The sequence below is a fragment of the Mesorhizobium sp. P2_C5_2 genome, assembly GCF_056404535.1.
On sequence record NZ_JBFUDV010000009.1, the window covers coordinates 131,032 to 150,236 of the forward strand.

General features: G+C 63.5%; 19 protein-coding genes. 14 read left to right on the plus strand and 5 right to left on the minus strand.

Translation table 11 applies throughout. From position 1 onward, the window contains the following. Window positions 1-2: 2 nt before the first annotated feature. The 7 genes from phnL to phnE (AC1D1B_RS28200) all read left to right on the plus strand — a co-directional run bounded on the left by phnL (window position 3) and on the right by phnE (AC1D1B_RS28200) (window position 6,485). Window positions 3-710 carry a phosphonate C-P lyase system protein PhnL gene (gene phnL, locus AC1D1B_RS28170; protein WP_477336362.1) on the plus strand — a complete coding sequence of 236 codons (708 nt, stop codon included), beginning with the start codon at window positions 3-5 and terminating at the stop codon, window positions 708-710. Continuing rightward, on the plus strand, window positions 707-1,324 hold the full coding sequence (locus tag AC1D1B_RS28175) for a DapH/DapD/GlmU-related protein (RefSeq protein ID WP_477336364.1): 618 nt from the start codon (window positions 707-709) through the stop codon (window positions 1,322-1,324). Before phnL ends, AC1D1B_RS28175 begins: the two co-directional genes overlap by 4 nt. Before the next feature lie 88 nt (window positions 1,325-1,412). Next, window positions 1,413-2,123 (plus strand): DUF1868 domain-containing protein, encoded by a 711-nt coding sequence (locus AC1D1B_RS28180; protein ID WP_477336366.1) that lies wholly within the window; start codon window positions 1,413-1,415, stop codon window positions 2,121-2,123. Between the two features lie 135 nt (window positions 2,124-2,258). Continuing rightward, a complete protein-coding gene (gene phnC, locus AC1D1B_RS28185; protein WP_477336368.1) occupies window positions 2,259-3,107 on the plus strand; it encodes a phosphonate ABC transporter ATP-binding protein in 849 nt (282 codons plus the stop codon). 86 nt (window positions 3,108-3,193) lie between these two features. Next, a complete protein-coding gene (phnD, locus tag AC1D1B_RS28190) occupies window positions 3,194-4,102 on the plus strand; it encodes a phosphonate ABC transporter substrate-binding protein (protein WP_477266796.1) in 909 nt (302 codons plus the stop codon). Window positions 4,103-4,158: 56 nt separating this feature from the next. Further along, window positions 4,159-5,118 carry a phosphonate ABC transporter, permease protein PhnE gene (gene phnE / locus AC1D1B_RS28195; RefSeq protein WP_477336370.1) on the plus strand — a complete coding sequence of 320 codons (960 nt, stop codon included), beginning with the start codon at window positions 4,159-4,161 and terminating at the stop codon, window positions 5,116-5,118. 8 nt (window positions 5,119-5,126) lie between these two features. Continuing rightward, complete coding sequence (gene phnE, locus AC1D1B_RS28200) at window positions 5,127-6,485, plus strand: phosphonate ABC transporter, permease protein PhnE (RefSeq protein ID WP_477336472.1); 1,359 nt, start codon at window positions 5,127-5,129, stop codon at window positions 6,483-6,485. Between the two features lie 237 nt (window positions 6,486-6,722). Here phnE (AC1D1B_RS28200) and AC1D1B_RS28205 read toward each other — a convergent pair whose 3' ends face one another. From AC1D1B_RS28205 to AC1D1B_RS28215, 3 genes are all read right to left on the minus strand, one after another. Next, entirely contained in the window at window positions 6,723-7,574 is an 852-nt protein-coding gene (locus AC1D1B_RS28205) for a sugar phosphate isomerase/epimerase family protein (protein ID WP_477336372.1), read from the minus strand. 213 nt (window positions 7,575-7,787) lie between these two features. After that, complete coding sequence (locus tag AC1D1B_RS28210) at window positions 7,788-8,975, minus strand: Gfo/Idh/MocA family protein (RefSeq protein ID WP_477336374.1); 1,188 nt, start codon at window positions 8,973-8,975, stop codon at window positions 7,788-7,790. Between the two features lie 148 nt (window positions 8,976-9,123). Beyond that, entirely contained in the window at window positions 9,124-10,179 is a 1,056-nt protein-coding gene (locus AC1D1B_RS28215; protein WP_477336376.1) for a sugar phosphate isomerase/epimerase family protein, read from the minus strand. 401 nt (window positions 10,180-10,580) lie between these two features. On the opposite strand from AC1D1B_RS28215, the gene AC1D1B_RS28220 reads away from it, so the two are divergent. The 5 genes from AC1D1B_RS28220 to AC1D1B_RS28240 all read left to right on the plus strand — a co-directional run bounded on the left by AC1D1B_RS28220 (window position 10,581) and on the right by AC1D1B_RS28240 (window position 14,919). After that, window positions 10,581-11,468, plus strand: coding sequence for a sugar phosphate isomerase/epimerase family protein (locus AC1D1B_RS28220; protein WP_477266792.1), 888 nt, complete (start codon window positions 10,581-10,583; stop codon window positions 11,466-11,468). A gap of 56 nt (window positions 11,469-11,524) precedes the next feature. Continuing rightward, window positions 11,525-12,694 (plus strand): mandelate racemase/muconate lactonizing enzyme family protein, encoded by a 1,170-nt coding sequence (locus tag AC1D1B_RS28225; protein WP_477336378.1) that lies wholly within the window; start codon window positions 11,525-11,527, stop codon window positions 12,692-12,694. Window positions 12,695-12,696: 2 nt separating this feature from the next. Beyond that, window positions 12,697-13,413 (plus strand): FadR/GntR family transcriptional regulator, encoded by a 717-nt coding sequence (locus tag AC1D1B_RS28230; RefSeq protein ID WP_477336380.1) that lies wholly within the window; start codon window positions 12,697-12,699, stop codon window positions 13,411-13,413. An 89-nt stretch (window positions 13,414-13,502) separates the two neighbouring features. Further along, a complete protein-coding gene (locus AC1D1B_RS28235; RefSeq protein ID WP_477336382.1) occupies window positions 13,503-14,480 on the plus strand; it encodes an NAD(P)-dependent oxidoreductase in 978 nt (325 codons plus the stop codon). Window positions 14,481-14,532: 52 nt separating this feature from the next. Continuing rightward, window positions 14,533-14,919: a hypothetical protein gene (locus AC1D1B_RS28240; RefSeq protein ID WP_477336384.1), complete on the plus strand. Its 387-nt coding sequence runs from the start codon at window positions 14,533-14,535 to the stop codon at window positions 14,917-14,919. Between the two features lie 12 nt (window positions 14,920-14,931). Here AC1D1B_RS28240 and AC1D1B_RS28245 read toward each other — a convergent pair whose 3' ends face one another. Continuing rightward, a complete protein-coding gene (locus tag AC1D1B_RS28245) occupies window positions 14,932-16,230 on the minus strand; it encodes an amidase (protein ID WP_477336386.1) in 1,299 nt (432 codons plus the stop codon). A gap of 122 nt (window positions 16,231-16,352) precedes the next feature. Between AC1D1B_RS28245 and AC1D1B_RS28250 the strand changes: the two genes are divergently transcribed. Further along, entirely contained in the window at window positions 16,353-16,700 is a 348-nt protein-coding gene (locus AC1D1B_RS28250; protein WP_477336388.1) for a GFA family protein, read from the plus strand. Window positions 16,701-16,788: 88 nt separating this feature from the next. On the opposite strand, the gene AC1D1B_RS28255 is transcribed toward AC1D1B_RS28250, so the two are convergent. Next, on the minus strand, window positions 16,789-18,003 hold the full coding sequence (locus AC1D1B_RS28255) for an MFS transporter (protein WP_477336390.1): 1,215 nt from the start codon (window positions 18,001-18,003) through the stop codon (window positions 16,789-16,791). A gap of 174 nt (window positions 18,004-18,177) precedes the next feature. Here AC1D1B_RS28255 and AC1D1B_RS28260 point away from each other — a divergent pair, with 174 nt between their 5' ends. Further along, the gene (locus AC1D1B_RS28260; protein WP_477336392.1) at window positions 18,178-19,149 is read left to right on the plus strand and encodes an AraC family transcriptional regulator; all 972 of its coding nucleotides are present in this window, start codon (window positions 18,178-18,180) and stop codon (window positions 19,147-19,149) included. Window positions 19,150-19,205: the final 56 nt, after the last annotated feature.

The following is a 19,205-nucleotide window of genomic DNA, read 5'->3' on the forward strand; positions in this document are numbered from 1 at the left end:
CCATGGCTACGCCCCTCGTTGTCTCCGACGTCGCCAAGAGCTTCACAATGCATCTACGCGACGGCATCAAACTGCCGGTCGTCGCTGGTGTCTCGTTCTCGATCCGGGCCGGCGAATGCGCTGTGCTTGGCGGCCCCTCGGGCGCCGGCAAGAGCTCGATCCTGAAAATGCTCTACGGCAACTATGCCGTCGACGAGGGCCAGATCATCGTCCAGCATGAGGGCGGCCTGATCGATCTCGCCAATGCCAGCCCGCGCACGGTGCTCGCCGTGCGCCGGCAGACGATCGGCTATGTCAGCCAGTTCCTGCGCACCGTGCCGCGCGTCTCGGCACTGGATGTCGTTGCCGAGCCACTGGTCGAGCGCGGCGAAGAGCGCGAGAGTGCGCGCGAAAAGGCCCGCGCCTTGCTCTCCCAGCTCAACCTGCCCGAAAAACTCTGGGCGCTGCCGCCGGCGACTTTCTCCGGCGGCGAACAGCAGCGCGTCAACATCGCGCGCGGTTTCATCACCGAACATCCGGTTCTGTTGCTCGACGAGCCTACCGCTTCGCTCGATGCGAAAAACCGTGACGTGGTGGTTGCCCTGATCGCCGCCAAGAAGGCAGCCGGTGTCGCTTTGCTTGGCATCTTCCACGACCTGGATGTGCGTGACGCCGTCGCCGATCGCATCATCGACGTCACCTCTTTCGCCGCTGGAAAAATCGCCGCATGAGCCGGAAATTGTCGGAAGCGCCATTCGTCCATGAGACGGCGCAGGTCGAGAATTCGACATTGGGGCGCTGGACCGAGATCGCCGACCGCAGTCGGGTGTCCGAGAGCATCCTCGGCGACTATTCCTACATGATGCAAGACTGCGCCGTCTGGTGCGCGACCATCGGCAAGTTCTCCAACATTGCAGCAAGCGTCCGCATCAACGCCACCAACCACCCGACATGGCGGCCGACGCTGCACCACTTCACCTACCGCGCCTCCGACTATTGGGACGACGCCGAGCACGAAACAGAATTCTTCGCCCAGCGCCGTGCCAAACGCGTCACCATCGGCCACGACACCTGGCTCGGCCACGGCTCGACCATCCTGCCCGGCGTGACTGTCGGCGACGGTGCCGCGGTCGGTGCGGGTGCGGTGGTGTCGAAGGATGTCGCGCCCTACACCATCGTCGGCGGCGTGCCGGCAAAGCCGATCCGCGAGCGTTTCGACCGCCGCACTGCCGAGCGCTACCAGGCGCTTGCCTGGTGGGACTGGGACCACGCCAGGCTGCGCGCCGCGCTCGATGATTTCCGCGAGCTGGAAGCGGACGCCTTCTTGGAAAAATACGGCGGATAGCCGATCACATCATCGTCATAAGACCGGCCCGATTCATATCCCTGACACAGGACTCGGGACAGGAAGCGGTCTTCCCAAGGAGATCGCAATGCCTCAATCCATCAGACCCTCGCTCGCCGGCTTCTTCGAAGGCACCAACCCCAAGCCACCTGTGCATCTCGGCACCCGCTACGACACAGCGGGCAACTTCCTGCTTGAGCCTGGCAACACCGTCGTCAGCCATCTCGTAAGTGGATCGCCTTCGGAGGCCGTCGTCATCGAGGTGCGTGAGCGCATGCGTGCCATGCCGGATGCCGACCGGCTGGCCTTCACGCCGATCTCCAGCCTGCACATGACGCTGTTCCAGGGCATCATTGAATACCGTCGCCGCCTGCCCTACTGGCCGCAGGACGTGCCGCTCGACACCAGCATCGACGACATGACCAGTCTCTATCTGGAGCGGCTCAAGGGCTTTGAGGGCCGCGGTGCATTCAATGTCGAAGTCATCGAAGTCGTGCCGACCGGGCTGACCGTTGCTGGCGCAACCGAGGAAGACCGGCGCGTCATGGGCGCGTGGCGCGATGCGCTGTCGGTGCCGTTCGGCTACCGCCATCCCGATCACGACAGCTACGCCTTCCACGTCACCTTCGCCTACCAGATCCAGCGCCTCGCCGATGACCGGGCTGCCGCGTGGCAGGAGTTGTTCGACGACAGTCTCGCCGAGTTCACCCGCAGGGCACAGGTGATCGAGTTGCAGCCGCCAGCCTTCTGCAACTTCAAGGACATGAAGCATTTCGAGGAGCTGCTGGTGCTGGGCTGACCATCCGCACTATCGCCGCCGCCCGCGCCTGTGGGCAGTAACAAAACTGACATCAATCCGACACCGCAGGTTCATGCGGCTGCGCTAGCGAAGGTTAACAGACCTTCGAACTGCGACCGGACTGAAAGTTACGCCATGTCAGCAACGCTCGAAATCCGCGGCGTCTCCCGCCGATTTGGCAAGAACACCGCCGTCAGCGCCATCGACCTGTCGATCCCGCAGGGCCAGATGGTCGGCATTATCGGCCGTTCGGGCGCCGGCAAATCCACCCTCCTTCGCATGATCAACCGTCTCATCGACCCCAGCCAGGGGTCGATTTTTTTTGACGGCGCCGAAGTCTCGCGGCTGCGCGGCTCGCCGCTCAGGCGCTGGCAGCGCGACTGCGCCATGATCTTCCAGCAGTTCAATTTGGTGCCGCGCCTCGACGTCTTGACCAACGTGCTGCTCGGCCGACTCAACCACCGTTCGACCGTTTCCAATTTGCTTGGCATGTTCACCCGCGCCGAATGCGCCGAAGCCGTCGCCGCGCTCGAACGCCTCGACATCGCCCGCACTGCACTCCAGCCGGCCGGCACGCTGTCCGGCGGCCAGCAGCAGCGCGTCGCCATCGCCCGCGCCATGATGCAGCAGCCCAAGGTGCTGCTCGCCGACGAGCCGATCGCTTCGCTCGATCCGCTCAACGCCAAGGTGGTGATGGACTCGCTGCAGGACATCAATCTGCGCGAAGGCATCACCGTCGTCACCAATCTGCACACGCTGGACACCGCCCGCACCTACTGCAACCGCATCATCGGCATGGCTGCCGGCAAAATCGTCTTCGACGGCCCGCCTGAAGCGCTCAACCGCGAAGCCGTGCGCCAGGTCTATGGCGCCGACGCCAACGGCGCTGAAATCTCCGAGGCCATCACCTCGACCAGCATCGCCTACAAGCAAAAGATCGAAGCATCCGCCAGCCCGCTCGAGCCCGCATTCCCGGGATACTGAGCGGCTGGGATCGCCAGCCCGCGTCAAGGGCACCTTCAAATCAAGAACGCTGCCGGCGCGGGGCCGGAACCTACAGGAGAGATAAAATGTTCAGGAAGATGGTATTCGGCGCCGTATCGGTGCTCGCCATGGCAACCAGCATGGCTCACGCGGCCGACCTCAAGGAATTCCGCGTCGGCATCCTCGGCGGTGAAAACGAAACCGACCGTCTGCGCAACTACCAGTGCCTGGCCGACCACCTGAAGACCGAATTCGGCTTCGAAAAGGTCTCGCTGTTCCCGGCCGCCGACTATGACGGCGTTATCCAGGGCCTGCTCGGCGGTACGCTCGACTTCGCCGAACTCGGCGCTTCCGGCTACGCCAGCGTCTACATCAAGGACCCGAAGGCGGTCACCCCGATCCTCACCACCCAGCAGACCGACGGCGCCACCGGCTACTATTCGATCGGCCTGGCGCTCAAGTCCTCGGGCATCACCGACATCAAGTCGGCCAAGGGCAAGAAGCTCGGCTATGCCGATCCGGATTCGACCTCGGGCTACCTGATCCCGCTGACCCAGATCCCGAAGGACACTGGCGCCTCGAACGAAACCTTCTTCGCTTCGACCCAGTTCAATGGCGGCCATGAGAACAACGTTCTGGCTGTCCGCGACGGCAAGGTCGACGTGGCGGTGGACGATTCCTCGGGCATCGGCGACTTCAAGAACGGCTACACCTCCGGCACCTTCCACAAGGAAGTCGCCAAGGGCGCCGTCGACCCCAACGACTTCGTCGAAGTCTGGCGCTCGGGCCTGATCCCGAACGGCCCGCTGGTCGTGCGCACCGCGCTCGGTGACGACATGACCGCCAAGCTGACCGCGTTCTTCACCGACCTGCCGAAGAAGGACAAGGCCTGCTTCGAAGGCGTCGAAGGTGGCGACTTCACCGGCTACGTTCCCGTCAAGCCTGACTTCTACAGCGTCATCGTCGAAGCCCGTAAGGCAGCCATCGGCGGCTAACGGCGAAATCGGAAAGGGCGGTGTTCTAAAACACCGCCCTTTTTGCATCTCCGATCATGACCCTTTCCGTGACAGCGCCCTCCGGCGTCACCCACCAGATGGCCGATGCCTGGCGACGCCAGACATCGTTGCGTCGGCTCTATACAGTGCTCGGCATCGGCCTGCTGCTTGCCGCCATGTTTTCCAGCATGTGGTTCGCCGACGAGGCCAATGCCGGACACTTCTTCGACCGGCTGCCGCATCTCCTCGACTTTCTTAGCTGGCTGGTCCCCAAGGACTGGAACGATGTCTGGCGGGCGCTGTTCGACATCGCCTCGCCGCATGATACCGGCACCCAGGAATTCAACTTTCCGCTTGGCCGCGTCTATATCTGGGGCGGCTTCTACATCCCCGAATATTTCGAGCTGATGCTGACCACGGTGAACGTGGCGCTGGTCTCGACCTTCATCGGCTTCATCTTCGCCGTGCCGTTTTCCTTCATCGCCGCGCGCAATTTGACGCCGCATCCGGCGCTGCGGCTCGTCGTCAAGCGCTTCATGGAGCTGCTGCGCGCCTTTCCGGAGATCGTCATTGCCGGCCTGTTCGCGGCCATCGTGTCAACCGGGCCGATCGCCGCCATCATCGCCATCGGCCTGCATTCGATCGGCGCGCTGGGCAAACTGTTCTACGAGATCAACGAGAACATCGACATGCGCGCCGAGGAAGGCCTGAAAGCGGTCGGCGCCAACTGGTTCGAGCGGGTGCGCTTCGCCGACCTGCCGCAGGTGCTGCCTAATTTCATGTCCTACACGCTGCTGCGCGTCGAGATCAACGTACGGGCATCGACCATCATCGGCGCCGTCGGCGGCGGCGGCATCGGCGAGGAACTGAAGCTCTCCATCTCGCGCGGCTTCGGCGCCAAGACGCTGGCGCTGGTGCTGCTCTTGTTCACGACCATCTTCATCATCGACCAGTTCTCCGCCTGGCTGCGCCGCAAGCTGGTGGGTGAGCAGGCCTTCCTGATGGGAGGCGCGTGACCATGGCCATGACTGTCGACGAAATCAAAGCGATCGAAGAACGCTTTCCGCACGTGTTCCATCGCCCGTTCCTCCAGCGCTTCTGGCCGCTGTTCCTGGTTGCCGGCACCGTGCTTTACCTTATCTATGCCTTGTGGTTCTTCAGCCTGCCGCAGGTGCTGAGGGAATCGCATTGGGAGCGCCTGCCGCTCTTCCTGTCGCAATGGATCAGCTACGACCTGCAGCCGGAATTCCGCCTCGACCAGCCCGAGATCACGCCGAAATACCCGCGCTTCTCCGCCCTTGGCGACAACCCCAATCCTGACTGGGTCATCAGGAACGCCGACGGCACTTTCACCGTGTTGATCGACGGCCAGGCCAAGTCCGTCACCTTCGACAAGACCAAGGCGACGATTGTCGCCAATGGCGAAACGGTGCCTGTCGCCCTGACCAGCGGCAAGCCGGTGATATCAGGTCCGGTGCCCGACTGGATCACCGCGCATGACGACGAGGTCGTCGCCAAGATGGGCTTTGTCGGCGAAGTGCGCGTCACCGTCGACCGCGTGAAAGTTCGCAAGCGCTTCCTCGGCTGGGCGAATTTCGTCTTCGACACCCGTTCGCCCTTCTTCGGCAAATCGGCCGGTGAAGTGATCTCGCTGATCTGGTCCGGACCGGAACTGAAAGCGGGCACCTCGAACCTCGCACTGGCCGGCGACAACATCTGGAACAATGCGCAGTGGCAGCATGGCGACGTCTGGACGAAGCTGCTGCAGACCATCGTCATGGCGTTTCTCGGCACCTTGCTCGGCGCTTTCGTCGCCTTCCCGCTGGCCTTCTTCGCCGCCCGCAACATCACGCCGAGCGGATTGCTCAGCCAGGTGCTCAAGCGCTTCTTCGATTTCATGCGCTCGGTCGACATGCTGATCTGGGCACTGTTCTTCACCCGCGCATTCGGCCCCGGCCCGCTCGCCGGCAGCGCGGCGATCTTCTTTACCGAGATCGGCACGCTCGGCAAAACCTATTCGGAAAGCCTGGAAAACATCGACGACAAACCGCGCGAAGGCATCAAGTCGACGGGCGCCAACGGCCTGCTGGTGCAGCGCTACGGCGTGATGCCGGAAGTCATCCCGGTCTTCATCAGCCAGACGCTCTACCAGTGGGAATCCAACACAAGAGGCGCCACGATCATCGGCGCCGTCGGCGCCGGCGGCATCGGCCTGAAACTCTGGGAAGCGATGCGCACCAATTCCAACTGGGCCAACGTCTTCTACATGGTGCTGCTGACGCTGCTTGTCGTCTTCATCTTCGACAACATCTCGAATTTCCTGCGCCGCAGGCTGAGCCGCACGATCCATGATTACAACAGGATCCAGGCCGAGCAGGGGTGATCGCTGCGGTGGAGTGATCGAGGGAGAGGTCGGCGGGACAACACCCCCCTCTGCCCTGCCGGGCATCTCCCCCGCAAGGGGGGAGATCGGATGTCCATCGGCCTTCGCTAATCTTCAGCGTTGGAAGAACGGCGCCGCCAGCGGAACCGCCAATCTCCCCCCTAGCGGGGGAGATGTCCGGCAGGACAGAGGGGGGTGTGAGGGAACGCGGCGCTCGTCAGACGGCGCATCGTTACCCTAAGCCGCCTTCTTCCACCCATCCCTGATATGCCTGTACCCCTCGCGATAAACCGCTTCCGGGCTCTCCGAAAAATCGCGCCACACCTTCGTCGCCGCGGCCAAATCCTTCAGCGAACGCCCGAACGCCTCGATGGTCAGCCAGTCGTCATAGCCGCTCTTGCGGATAGCCGAGAACGTTTCCTTCCACGGAATGTTGCCGCGCCCCGGCACGCCGCGATCGTTCTCGGAAATGTGGATGTGCACGATATTCCTGCGATGCTTCGTATAGGCGCCGATCGGATCGGCCTCCTCGATATTGGCGTGGAACGTATCGTACATCGCCTTGATGTGCGGCCGGTCGATGGCGTCGATATGCTCTGACAGATCCGCCATCGTGTTGAGCAGATAGCATTCGAAGCGGTTGAGCGCTTCCAACCCGATCGTGACCCCCCGCTTGCCGGCATGATCGCCGATGGCGCGCTGCGAGGCGATTGAGCGCTTCTTTTCCGCCGCAGTCGGACCGCTGCCGGAAAAGGCGCCGAGCGTGGAATGCAACGGACCGCTCAGCCTATCCGCGCCCAATGCCACGCTGCAGTCGATCGCCCATTTCATGTAGTCGATGCCGGCCTTGCGGGTCGCCGCATCCGGCGAGATCAGATTCATCGCCGGATCGCCCATCGCCGTAACAGCGGTGCGCTCCAGTCCGATGCGATCGAGCAGATCGCTGAGCTTTCTATAGTCGTCAGGCGCGCCGGCAAAGACCGGGATCTCGACGCCGTCGAAACCTGTCGCCTTGATGTCCCGAAGCAGCGCCTCGTGCTTCTTCGAGACGCTGGTGGTCCACAAGAACATGCACATGCCGATTTTCATCGACAATTCCTCCCCATGTGACGGCGCGCTGGTCTCTTTCGCCAGCTTCGCGCCATGCCCCCTCATCCGGCCGCTTCGCGGCCACCTTCTCCCCGAGGGAAGAAGAGACTTAGCGTCGGCGCCAGCACCTCCTCTCCTCCCGGGGAGAGGTCGGATTGCCCCGAATTGCGCTTCGCAATTCGGCTGGTAATCCGGGTGAGGGGAAGGCGCCGCTTAAAGCTTCGTCCACGCCCCATTCTTCTTCGAAGACTTCACGCAGGCCTCGATAAAGGCCATGCCTTCGACGCCGTCTTCGATGGTCGGGAACACAACCTCCTTGCCCGGCTTGCCGCCCTTCTTGCGTGCAGCCCGGATCGCCCGCGCGGCCTCCTGATAAATGTTGGCGAAGCCTTCGAGATAGCCCTCCGGATGGCCCGACGGCACGCGGCTGACGCGGCCGGCGACCGGCAGCGCGCCGGCGCCGTTGCGGGTGAGCAGCTGCTTGGGCTGGCCGAACGGCGTGTACCAGAGATAGTTCGGATCGGCCTGCACCCATTCCAGCCCGCCCTTCGAGCCATAGATGCGCAGCTTCAGACCGTTCTCGTGGCCGGGCGCCACCTGGCTCGCCCAGATCATGCCCTTGGCCGGGTGCGTCTTGCCGACCGCTTTGAAGCGCAGCATGACGTTGACATTGTCGTCGAGCTGCCGCCCCGGCACGAAGGCGTCGAGATCGGCCGAGAGCGAATCGAGTTCCAGCCCGGAGACGAAGCGGGCGAGATTGTAGGCATGCGTGCCGATGTCGCCGAGCGCGCCGCCCGCCCCTGCCTGCTTGGGATCGGAGCGCCATGCCGCCTGCTTCTGGCCGGTGGCGGCAAGATCTTCGGTCAGCCAGTCCTGCGGGTACTCGGATTGCACGATGCGGATATCGCCAAGCTGGCCCTTGGCCACCATCTCGCGTGCCTGCCGGATCATCGGATAGGCGGTGTAGTTGTGTGTCAGCACGAACACCTTGCCGGTCTTCTCGACCACGGCCGCAAGCTTCTTGGCCTCGGCCAGTGTCGTGGCCAGAGGCTTGTCGCAGATGACGTGGATGCCGGCCTCGAGAAACGCCTTGGCCGCCGGCACATGCACATTGTTGGGCGTGACGATCGCCACCGCCTCGATGCCGTCCGGACGCTTGGCCTCGGCCTTGGCCATCTCGGCATAGGAAGCATAGCTGCGCGCCGGATCGAGCCCGAGTTCGGCGGCGGAAGCCTTGGCGCGCTCGGGATTGGCCGACAGCGCGCCGGCCACCAGCACGAAGTCATTGTCCATGCGCGCCGCGATCCGGTGCACGGCGCCGATGAAGGCGCCCTGGCCGCCACCGACCATGCCATAGCGGATCGGACCGCCTCCCGCTTCCGACTTCGATGCGCCGACCATTTTTCTCTCCTCGTTGTTCACCTCCCCCTTTAGGGAGGTCGATCCGCACAGCGGATCGGGTGGGGTCGTTGAAAAGTAGAGCCCAGTACGAACCGACCCCACCCGGCCCTTCGGGCCACCCTCCCCTCGAGGGGGAGGGGAAATAACGCTAAATTCCCATCATCGCGCGCAGCATCTTCTTGTCAGTCGTGCCGCCGGCGAAATCGTCGAATGCCTTCTCCGTCACCCTTATGATGTGGTGCTGGATGAAGGGCGCGCCTTCGGCCGCACCGTCCTCCGGATGCTTCAGGCAGCATTCCCATTCCAGCACCGCCCAGGAATCGTAACCATACTGGGTGAGCTTGGAGAAGATGCCGCCGAAATCGACCTGCCCGTCGCCCAGCGAGCGGAAGCGGCCGGCGCGGTTGGTCCAGCTCTGGTAGCCGGAATAGACGCCCTGCCGCCCGGTCGGATTGAACTCGGCGTCCTTGGCGTGGAAGGCCTTGATGCGCTCGTGATAAATGTCGATGAATTCGAGATAGTCGAGCTGCTGCAGCAGGAAATGAGACGGGTCGTAGTTGATGTTGCAGCGCTTGTGGCCACCGACCGCGTCGAGGAACATCTCGAAGGTGGCGCCATCGAAGATGTCTTCGCCCGGATGGATCTCATAGCCGACATCGACGCCGTTCTCGTCATAGACGTCGAGGATCGGCTTCCAGCGTTTGCCGAGTTCGGCAAAGGCCTCTTCGATCAAGCCGGCCGGCCGCTGCGGCCAGGGATAGAGGTAAGGGAAGGCCAGCGCTCCGGAAAACGTCACCGACGCCTTGAGGCCGAGATTCTTCGAAGCCTTGGCGCCGAACTTCATCTGTTCGACCGCCCATTTCTGCCGCGCCTTCGGGTTGTTGTGCACCGACGCCGGCGCAAAACCGTCGAACTGCCCGTCATAGGCCGGATGCACCGCCACCAGCTGCCCCTGAAGATGCGTCGACAACTCGGTGATCTCGACGCCGGCGTCAGCGCAGATGCCTTTCACCTCGTCGCAATAGGTCTTGGAAGACGCCGCTTTCTTGAGATCGAACAGGCGTGCGTCCCAAGTCGGGATCTGTACTCCCTTGTAGCCGAGACCGGCCGCCCATTTGGTGATCGAGGCCAGCGAATTGAACGGCGCGGCATCGCCCGCGAACTGCGCCAGAAACAGCCCCGGACCTTTCATTGTCGACGGCATCGGCATCCTCCCAATTCATTTTTCCAAGGACCAAGCATAGCGCCTGATGAAAGCAGGGCCAGCCTCTTTGGTCTTTTGTGATGTCCATTCTCGTATTGCCATTCTGGTATTACCAAATACCGAAAATGGGTCAAGCCATTTGACTCCCGAGCGCAGCAGACCGCGCACCCTAAAACGCGGAACATATGCAAGCATAATCAACACAGTACATGGATGCCGCGATCGCGCAGCGGCAGTTCTTGCCGCGCGAAGAAAATTGCTGTAGACCTCCATTCAGGCCCAATTGGTCGAACCAGTTTGCTTAAAAATGCTGGAGCGCCTTGGGGAGGAATCATGAGACGCGCTTCGCTGAGGCGCATCGCAGGCGAACTGGCACAGACGAATTCTGGGAAGGATAGACCATGCATCTTTCAACGCACAACTGGATGCGCGCGGAGCCGTTGGAGGTGACGCTGAAGCGCATCAAGAAATTCGGCTACGAGTCGATCGAGATTTCCGGTGAGCCCGAGCAATACAAGACCAAGGAGACCCGCGCGCTGCTGAAAGAACACGGCATACGCTGCTGGGGCGCGGTGACGCTGATGCTTGGCGAACGCAACCTGGCCGCCAGGGATCAAGGCCAGCGCGAGCGCTCGGTGCAGTACGTCAAGGACGTGCTGACCATGATCAGCGAACTCGACGGCGAGATCATCACGCTGGTGCCTGCGACCGTCGGCAAGGTGGTGCCTGACGGCACCGAAGAAGAGGAGTGGAAGTGGGTGGTCGACGCCACCCGCGAATGCTTCACCCATGCCAAGAAGGTCGGCGTCAAGATTGCGGTCGAGCCGCTCAACCGGTTCGAGACCTATCTGTTCAACCGCGGCGCCCAGGCGCTGGCGCTGGCCGACGCGGTCAGCCCCGAATGCGGCGTCTGCCTCGACGCCTACCACATCCACATGGAAGAATTTAACGTCCATGACGCCATCCGTCAGGTCGGCAAACGCCTGTTCGATTTCCACGTCGCCGACAACAACCGCTTTGCCGCCGGCCTCGGCCAGATCGACTGGCCACGGATCGTGCAGACGCTGAGGGAAGTCGGCTATGACGGCGCGCTGACCAACGAGTTCGTCGCACCCGTCGACCGCACACCGGCCGCGCCCTATCCCGACATGGTCGAGCGCCATCCGGTCGACATCTCGCCCGAACAGCTGAAGTTCATCCAGGATCACGGCTCCAGCGTGCTGACGGAGAAATTCTACACCGACCAGATGCGCATTACCGCCGAAACAATATTGCCGCTGATCAAGTAGCCGATCCGATTTGGAATGCGCCCTTCCGCCTGCCGGCGGTGGGGCCGGGGATGACCATGCGCATCAGAAACGTCCAGGCCTGGTGGGTCCGCATACCGATCGAAGCCGCGAAGCAGCATCGCAGCGACTTCGGCCAGGTGACGACGTTCGACGCCGCCATTTTGCGCATCGAGACCGATGACGGGCTGGTCGGCTGGGGCGAAGGCAAGAACGCCGCCGGCAGTGCCGGCAGCTACGGCGCGCTGGTCCACATGCTGAACCACGAGGTCGGCCCGCAATTGATCGGCCGAGATCCCGCCGATATCGGCATCATCTGGGAGATGCTCTACAATGGCGTCCGCCACGAGACAGCTGCGCATGCCGGCCACGCCATGCCGCAACTGGCGCGGCGCGGCATGAGCGTTGCGGCCATCAGCGCCGTCGACATCGCGTTGTGGGACATCTTGGGCAAATCGCTGGGACAGCCGGTGTGGCGGCTTCTCGGCGGCCGCAAGGTCGACCGCATGCAGGCCTATGCCTCGGGCGGCTGGGCTGCCGCCGACGCCATCGGCGAGCAGTTGAAATCCTACATCGCCAAGGGCGGCTTCAAGGCGCTGAAGATGCGCGTCGGCGCCATGGACGGCGCCCCGCATATTTCCGCCGCCCGCGCCCGCGCCGCACGGCAGGCGCTCGGCCCCGATGTCGAGCTCATGGTCGACGCGCATGGCACCTATACGGTGGCCGAAGCCAAGCGCTTCATCCACCTCGCCGCCGATCTCGACCTCGCCTGGTTCGAGGAGCCGGTCATCGCCGACGACAAGGCTGGTATGGCAGAGGTGCGCGCCTCCGGCTCGATCCCGATCGCCACCGGCGAGAGCGAAGCGACGCGCTATGCCTTCCGCGATCTCGCCGTGCTGAAATCGGCCGACATATTCCAGCCCGATCCGGCCTTTTGCGGCGGCATCAGCGAAGCTATGAAGATCGGCACCATCGCTAGCGCCTTCAACCTGCGCTTCGCGCCGCATCTGTGGGCCGGCGCGCCATGCTTCTTTGCCGGGCTGCATGTCTGCGCTGCTTCGCCGGCTAGCTTCACGGTCGAATATTCGCTCGGCGCCAACCCGATGATCCACGATCTTATCGAAGAGACTGTCGAAGCAAAGGACGGTATGATAGCGATCCCTGAAAAGCCGGGTCTGGGATTCACCATTTCGGAGCGGTTCCTGGAGGCGCACGCGCAACGCGGTTGACGATGAAAGAAAAGAACCTTCTCGCCGAACTCGCAGCCTATCTGTTCTCCCATTCGGACAAGGAGACCGGCCGCACGCCCTCGGAGCGCGAACTGGCCGAGCATTTCAGCGTCAGCCGCGGCCAGATCCGCGAGGCGCTGGCCATTCTCGAAGCCATGCGCATCGTCGAACGCCGCGCCAAATCCGGCATCTATGTCGACACCAGGCAGGCCAGTGTGGAAGCCTTGGCCCTTTTTGCCCGCGCCGGCCTGCCGCTCGATCCGGTGCAGATCTACGAGACCGTCGAACTGCGCAAGATCCATGAGATCAAGGCCGCCGAACTTGCCTGTTCGCGCGCCACCGAGGAGAATTTCGAGCGCCTGCGCGAAATCCTGAAAGCCTCGGAGGAGCGCATCGCCGCCGGCGAAGGCCTCGCTAAGGAGGACCGCGAATTCCACCTCGAGATCGTCCGGGCGACCAAGAACGGCGTCTTCCATAACATCTGCAGTGTCTACTATCTGATGGGCGAACAGCGGCTGCCGATCTACTTCAACGATCCCGAGCGCTCAGTGCGCTCGCATGCCGAGCACATCCAGATCTACGAGGCGCTGCTGCGTCGCGACGGCAACCTCGCCCAGGCGCTGATGAGCGCCCATCTGCAAGGCGCGGAAAGCTACTGGAAGGGCATCATCGAGGGCCGCGGCATGGAGCAGAAAACCGCCGCGCTCGAAAAGGTCTAGAGCAATTCCGGGAAAAGTGTGAAAACGCTTTCCCGGGAAAAGCGCGTGGCGTTTTCCCTAGGGAATTGCGACAAAAAAACGGGAGCCCCATGCCCAGAATCCTGTCGACGCACACGCTGCATCCGCGTGCCTCCGCCATGCTGGCGGGCGCCGGCGAACTCGTCGTCGCCTCGGCCCTCGATGCCGCAACGCTGACCAACGAGGCGAAGAACGCCGACGTCATCATCGTTCGCGCGCCGCTGCCTCCGGCGCTGTTCGAAAACGCAACGAAGCTTCGGGCAGCGGTCCGCCACGGCGCCGGGCTCGATATGGTGCCGATGGAGGCCGCGGCAGCCGCCGGCGTGCTGGTCGCCAACGTGCCGGCGGTCAATGCGCGCTCGGTCGCCGAATATGTGATGTTCGCAGCGCTCGCTTTGCTTCGCCGCTTCCGCTCGGTCGACCGCGATCTGCGCGCCAGGGGCTGGAATGCCGGCCGCGACCACGCCAGCCATGCCAACGAGCTTGCCGGCAAGACCATCGGCATCATCGGCTTCGGTGCCATCGGCCAGGCGGTTGCCCACATCGCCGCGCATGGCTTCGGCCTCAACGTCGTGGCGACGACGCGCAGCATGCAGCCGGCACCCGACAGGATCGGCTTCCTGTCGATCGACGCGCTGGTCGAACAGAGCGATATCATCGTGCTCTGCTGCCCACTGACCGAGGAGACGCGCGGCCTGATCAACCGCGAACGCATCGCGCGCATGAAGCCCGATGCGCTGCTGATCAACATTTCGCGCGGGCCGGTGATCGATGATGAGGCGCTCATCGATGCCTTGCGCAAAGACCGCATTGGCGGCGCCGCGCTCGATGTCTTTGCGACGCAGCCGCTGCCGGCAAATCATCCCTATTTCAGTTTCGACAATGTCATTGTCACCCCGCACATGGCCGGGATTACGGAGCAGTCGATGATGCGCATGGGCGTCGGCGCGGCCGGCGAAACGCTGCTGGTGCTGGCGAACCGGCTGCCGGTCAATCTGCGCAACCCCGACGTGGTCGAGCACTACCGCAGGCGGTTTCCGGCAGACTGACGTTCTGCGAGCCGCCTCAATTTTCGCGGATTTGACGACGACCTTCGCCGCCATGCTCAAGAGCGTCGCCAGAATTCTTGTTCTGATTGCCGGCACCTGCGTGGTGGCTGAGGCTCACGCCGATGGGCAAGGCAGCTACGTGCCCTGCGACAATGGCTTGCGTTGCGTGATGGCGCCCTGCCCTTCCACCAGCGCGCTCGACCTCACCACCGGCAAGATCGTCAAAGGGGTGTGGGTCGATACTGACGGCCTGCCGCAGCAGGACAAGGCGCTCGACCTGTCCGACAAGCTCTATGCCGGCAAGCTTGTTGTCACGGGTACGATCGAGAACCGGCCGCACAGCTTCAACGGCAAGCGGTACAGCCTGCCGACATTGGTCGCGACCGGTATCCTACGCACAGCCAAGGACAGCGAACGCAAGCGCTGCTCGTCGCCCTGACGAGCACGCCGATCAGCGGCCAAGCAAGCGCTCGACTTCAGCCGCGATGCGCAGCAAATGATGGTCATGACCGTTGCGCGCCACCAGCATCAGCCCGGCCGGCAGCGTCATGCCGGGCATCGGCAGAGAGATGGCGCAGAGATCGAACTGGTTGGCGACCTGGGTGTTGCGCAGAAGCAGGCCTTCTGTGCGTTCATGCAGGGCGGAATCCCCGGCCATCGAGATGATGGTCGGCGCCGTTACCGGTGTGGTCGGCAGCGCCAGCACATCGACCGAGACCAATCGCTCGTCCATGGCAATGCACAGTGCCGCACGGCGGCGCATCGCCCTGATATAGACCGGCGTCGGTATTGCCGCCGCCCGCGACAGCGGTCCGCTGACATAGGGATCGACCGGCACCGATGCGCCTGTCGCCAGCCAGTCGGCGTGGATTTCCGCGCCTTCCATGGCCGCGATCGAAGCGCGTTTGGTGGCCGCGCGCAGGTCGGCAACGAGATCGTCGATCGAAACATCCGTCAGCCGCGCGCCTGCCTGCTCGATTTTGACAAGGCTGCGATCGAACGCCGTGCCGATCCCGCTTTCGGTGTCTTCGAAAAGCAGGCCGCGCGGGATGCCGACACGAAGCCCGGCAAGCGGCAGCGTCAGGTGCAATGGTGGCAGATCGTCGCCCGACATCGCCGCGTCGGCAAGCGCACAGGCGGCAACGCTCAGCGCAAGCGGCCCGATCGAATCCAGCGTCCCGGACAGGGGATAGGCGCCGGTTAGCGGCACGCGCCGCGCCGTCGGCTTGAAACCGACGACACCGTTCAGCGATGCCGGGATGCGCACCGAGCCGCCGGTGTCGGAGCCGATGGCGATGTCGCAAGTGCCCTCGGCCACGGAAACGCCGGCGCCGGACGACGAACCGCCAGGTATCAAGCTGGCATCGGCGGCATTACCCGGTGTGCCGTAGTGCATGTTGTCACCGATCGCGGTGAAGGCGAATTCGGTCATGTTGGTCTTGCCTATGATGACAGCGCCGGCCTGCCGCAGCCGATTGACGATTGCCGCGTCGTGCCGACGGGGTGCGGTGTCCCTTAGCATCAGCGAACCAGCCGTGGTCGGCTCGCCGGCGACGTCGAATAGATCCTTGATCGAGACAATTGTGCCGTCGAGCGGCCCGAGGCTCACACCGACCCGTTTGCGGGCATCGCTGGCATCGGCCGCGGCCCGCGCGGCTTCGGCATAGAGCCTGGTGAACACGCGTTCGTCACCGGCACGGGCGGCAAGGCGCGCAAGCAAGGTTTCCAGATGATCGCGCACGGATTGCATTTTGGATGTCGGACTCCGGATGGCTGCAACGTCTTAAGGGGTAGAGGCCAGCGCATGGCTTGCCGAAACTTGAAACTTGCGCAGGTCGTTTCATATCCTGCCGGACGGAAGGAAGAAAACCAATGCTCCATAAAGGCAGCTGTCATTGCGGCAAGGTCGCGTTCGAATTCAAGGCGGAGCTGACCGGCGCCGTGCGGTGCAATTGTTCGATCTGCTCGCGCAAGGGCGCGCTTCTATGCGCCATCCCGCATGACAGCCTGAGGCTGCTCGCCTGGGGCGACGATCTCGGCACCTATACATTCGGCAATCACGCAATGGCGCATCGCTTCTGCCGCACCTGCGGCATCCATCCCTTTGCCGAGGATGTTCGCCAAGGCGGTGAACGCAGCGCCTACATCAACCTCAACTGCGTTGCAGATATCGATCCGACCAGCCTGACGGTCTTCGACTTCGACGGCCGCGCGGTCTGACCTTACCGGTAGCCGCTCACCATAAAAACAACGGCCCGAAAACCTTGATGGTTCTCGAGCCGCTTCGAAAGCCGCGGACGGGTATTGGCTACTCAACGCTATTCGGGCCGCGCGCGAACACCACGATCGCCGCCAGCAAGGTTGCCGCACCGCAATAGGCGAAGGCGCTGGCTACACCTGCATTGTCGACCAGCAGGCCGCCGAAGACTGCGCCGAGCGCAATCGCGATCTGGAACGTCGCGACCATCAGTCCGCCGGCGCTTTCAGCCTGGTCGGGTGCGGCCCGCACCAGCCAGCTCTGCAGCCCGACCGGAACCGCGCCGAAGGCAAAGCCCCAAATGGCAACCGAAGCCGCTGCGATCGTCGGCGAGGCGCCGAGGAACAGCATCGAGGCGGCGGCGACCGCAATCAGCAACGGCGCCAGCGCCACGGCCGCCTTGAGGCTGCGTTCGGCCACGATGCCGCCGACGATGTTGCCGAAGAAGCCGCCAATGCCATAGGCGAGCAGCACCAGCGAGATCGTCTCGATGTGCAAGAGAGGCACTTTCTCAAGGAAGGGGCGGACATAGGTGAAGCCGGCGAAGTGGCCGGATGCGACCAGCAGCACGACCAGCAGCGCCACGCGGATCGACGGCCGCTCCAGCACTTCGAGCAAGGTGCGGAAGCTTGCGACGCCGACCGGCGGAAGCCTCGGAATGGTCGCCAGTTGCACCAGCAAGGCCAGGCCGCCGACGATGGTCGCGATCATGAACGCCGTGCGCCAACCCCAGATGTCGCCGACATAGGCGCCGACCGGCGCAGCGGTGACGGTGGCCAGCGAAACGCCGGTCAGGATGATCGACATGGCGCGCGGCATCAACCGCATCGGCACCAGCCGCAGCGCCATGGCTGCCGACATCGCCCAGAAGCCGCCAAGCGCCACACCGAGTATGACGCGGGCGAGCAGCAGCATCGGCAGCGACGAGGCAAAGGCGGCAAGAAGATTGGAGACGATCAGGAAGCTCGACAGCATCCACATCACCAGCCGGCGGTCCATCCGCCTAGTGATGATGGCCATTGTGGGGGCGGCGATGGCGCCGACGATTGCCGTTGCCGTCACCGCCTGTCCGGCAATGCCTTCGCTGACGCCGAGATCGCGCGCCATCGGCGTCAGCAGGCTGGCTGGCAGGAATTCCGCCGTCACCAAACCGAACACACCAAGCGCCAGCGAGACCACGGCGCCCCAGGCAGGCTCGGTTCGCTCATCGGATTCGGCAGGGTTTAGAACTGTGGCGTCGATGACGCCCGTCGAGGATTCGGCCATGGTCAGTCTCCGATCTGTTTGCAGCGCCACATAGGGAACGACCGGATGGAGGCTCCACCCGTTACATGCCTTGCCGTCGCGGCTTGGCTATGAGGCCGTTCCCTGATCTGTCTGCGGCGCTGCACTGCAACATAGGGAGTGACGGCCTGGAGTTTCCATATTAAAAACACCGAAATGAACTACAATTCGTCCAAAGCCGCTTTACCCGCGTCCGGCGACCCGCTGACCGACATGCTGCGCGGCTTGCGCCTCGATGGTGTCGACTATGGCCGCTGCGTGCTTGGCGAGCCTTGGGCCGTTTCCTTTCCCGCGCAGAAAGCGGCGCGGTTCCATTTCATTGGACAGCAACGCTGCTGGCTGTTCTCGCCGTCGAAGGAGTGGATCGAACTGTCGGTCGGCGACGCGCTGCTGATCCCGCGCGGCGACGAGCATATTCTGGCCAGCGCGCCAGGCGTGCCGCCCGTCCCGATCGGCCGCTACTCAATCGAACCGGTATGCGAGAACATCTACGACGTCTCCAACGGCTGCGATGGCTGCAAGACGTTGTTGTTCTGCGGCAGCATGCATTTCAACCTCGACGGTTCGCACCCGCTGCTCGACATGATGCCCAATCTGATGCAGGCGCATAAACTGATGACCAACGCGCCGGGCATCCAGCATTTGCTCGATGCCATGGCAGGCGAAGTGACGATGGACCGGGTCGGCTCCGGCGGCATTCTGGCGCGTCTTGCCGACGTCCTCGCCGCCACCATCATCCGCTCCTGGGTGGAGAATGGCTGCGGCGATGCCTCCGGCTGGATTGCCGCCGTCCGCAATCCCGATGTCGGCAAGGTGCTCGCCGCCATTCACCTGCAGCCCGACCGTGACTGGACGGTCGAGGCGCTGGCCAGGATGATGGGAGCTTCGCGCTCCGCCTTCGCCCAGCGCTTCGCCACCGTCGTCGGCGAGACGCCGGCCAAATACGTGCTGCGCGTGCGCATGCATCAGGCCCGGCAATGGCTTACCCGCGACGGTTTGAGAGTGTCGGTGGCGGCGGCAAAACTCGGGTACGATTCGGAAGCTTCCTTCAGCCGCGCCTTTAAACGGGTGATGGGCGTGGCGCCGAGCCACCTGCGCAACACCGGCGACGGCAACATTCACCCCTGAGCTTCAGACACCCCTGAGATTCAGGCACTCCTGCGATTCGGACGTCCCGTCAGTCC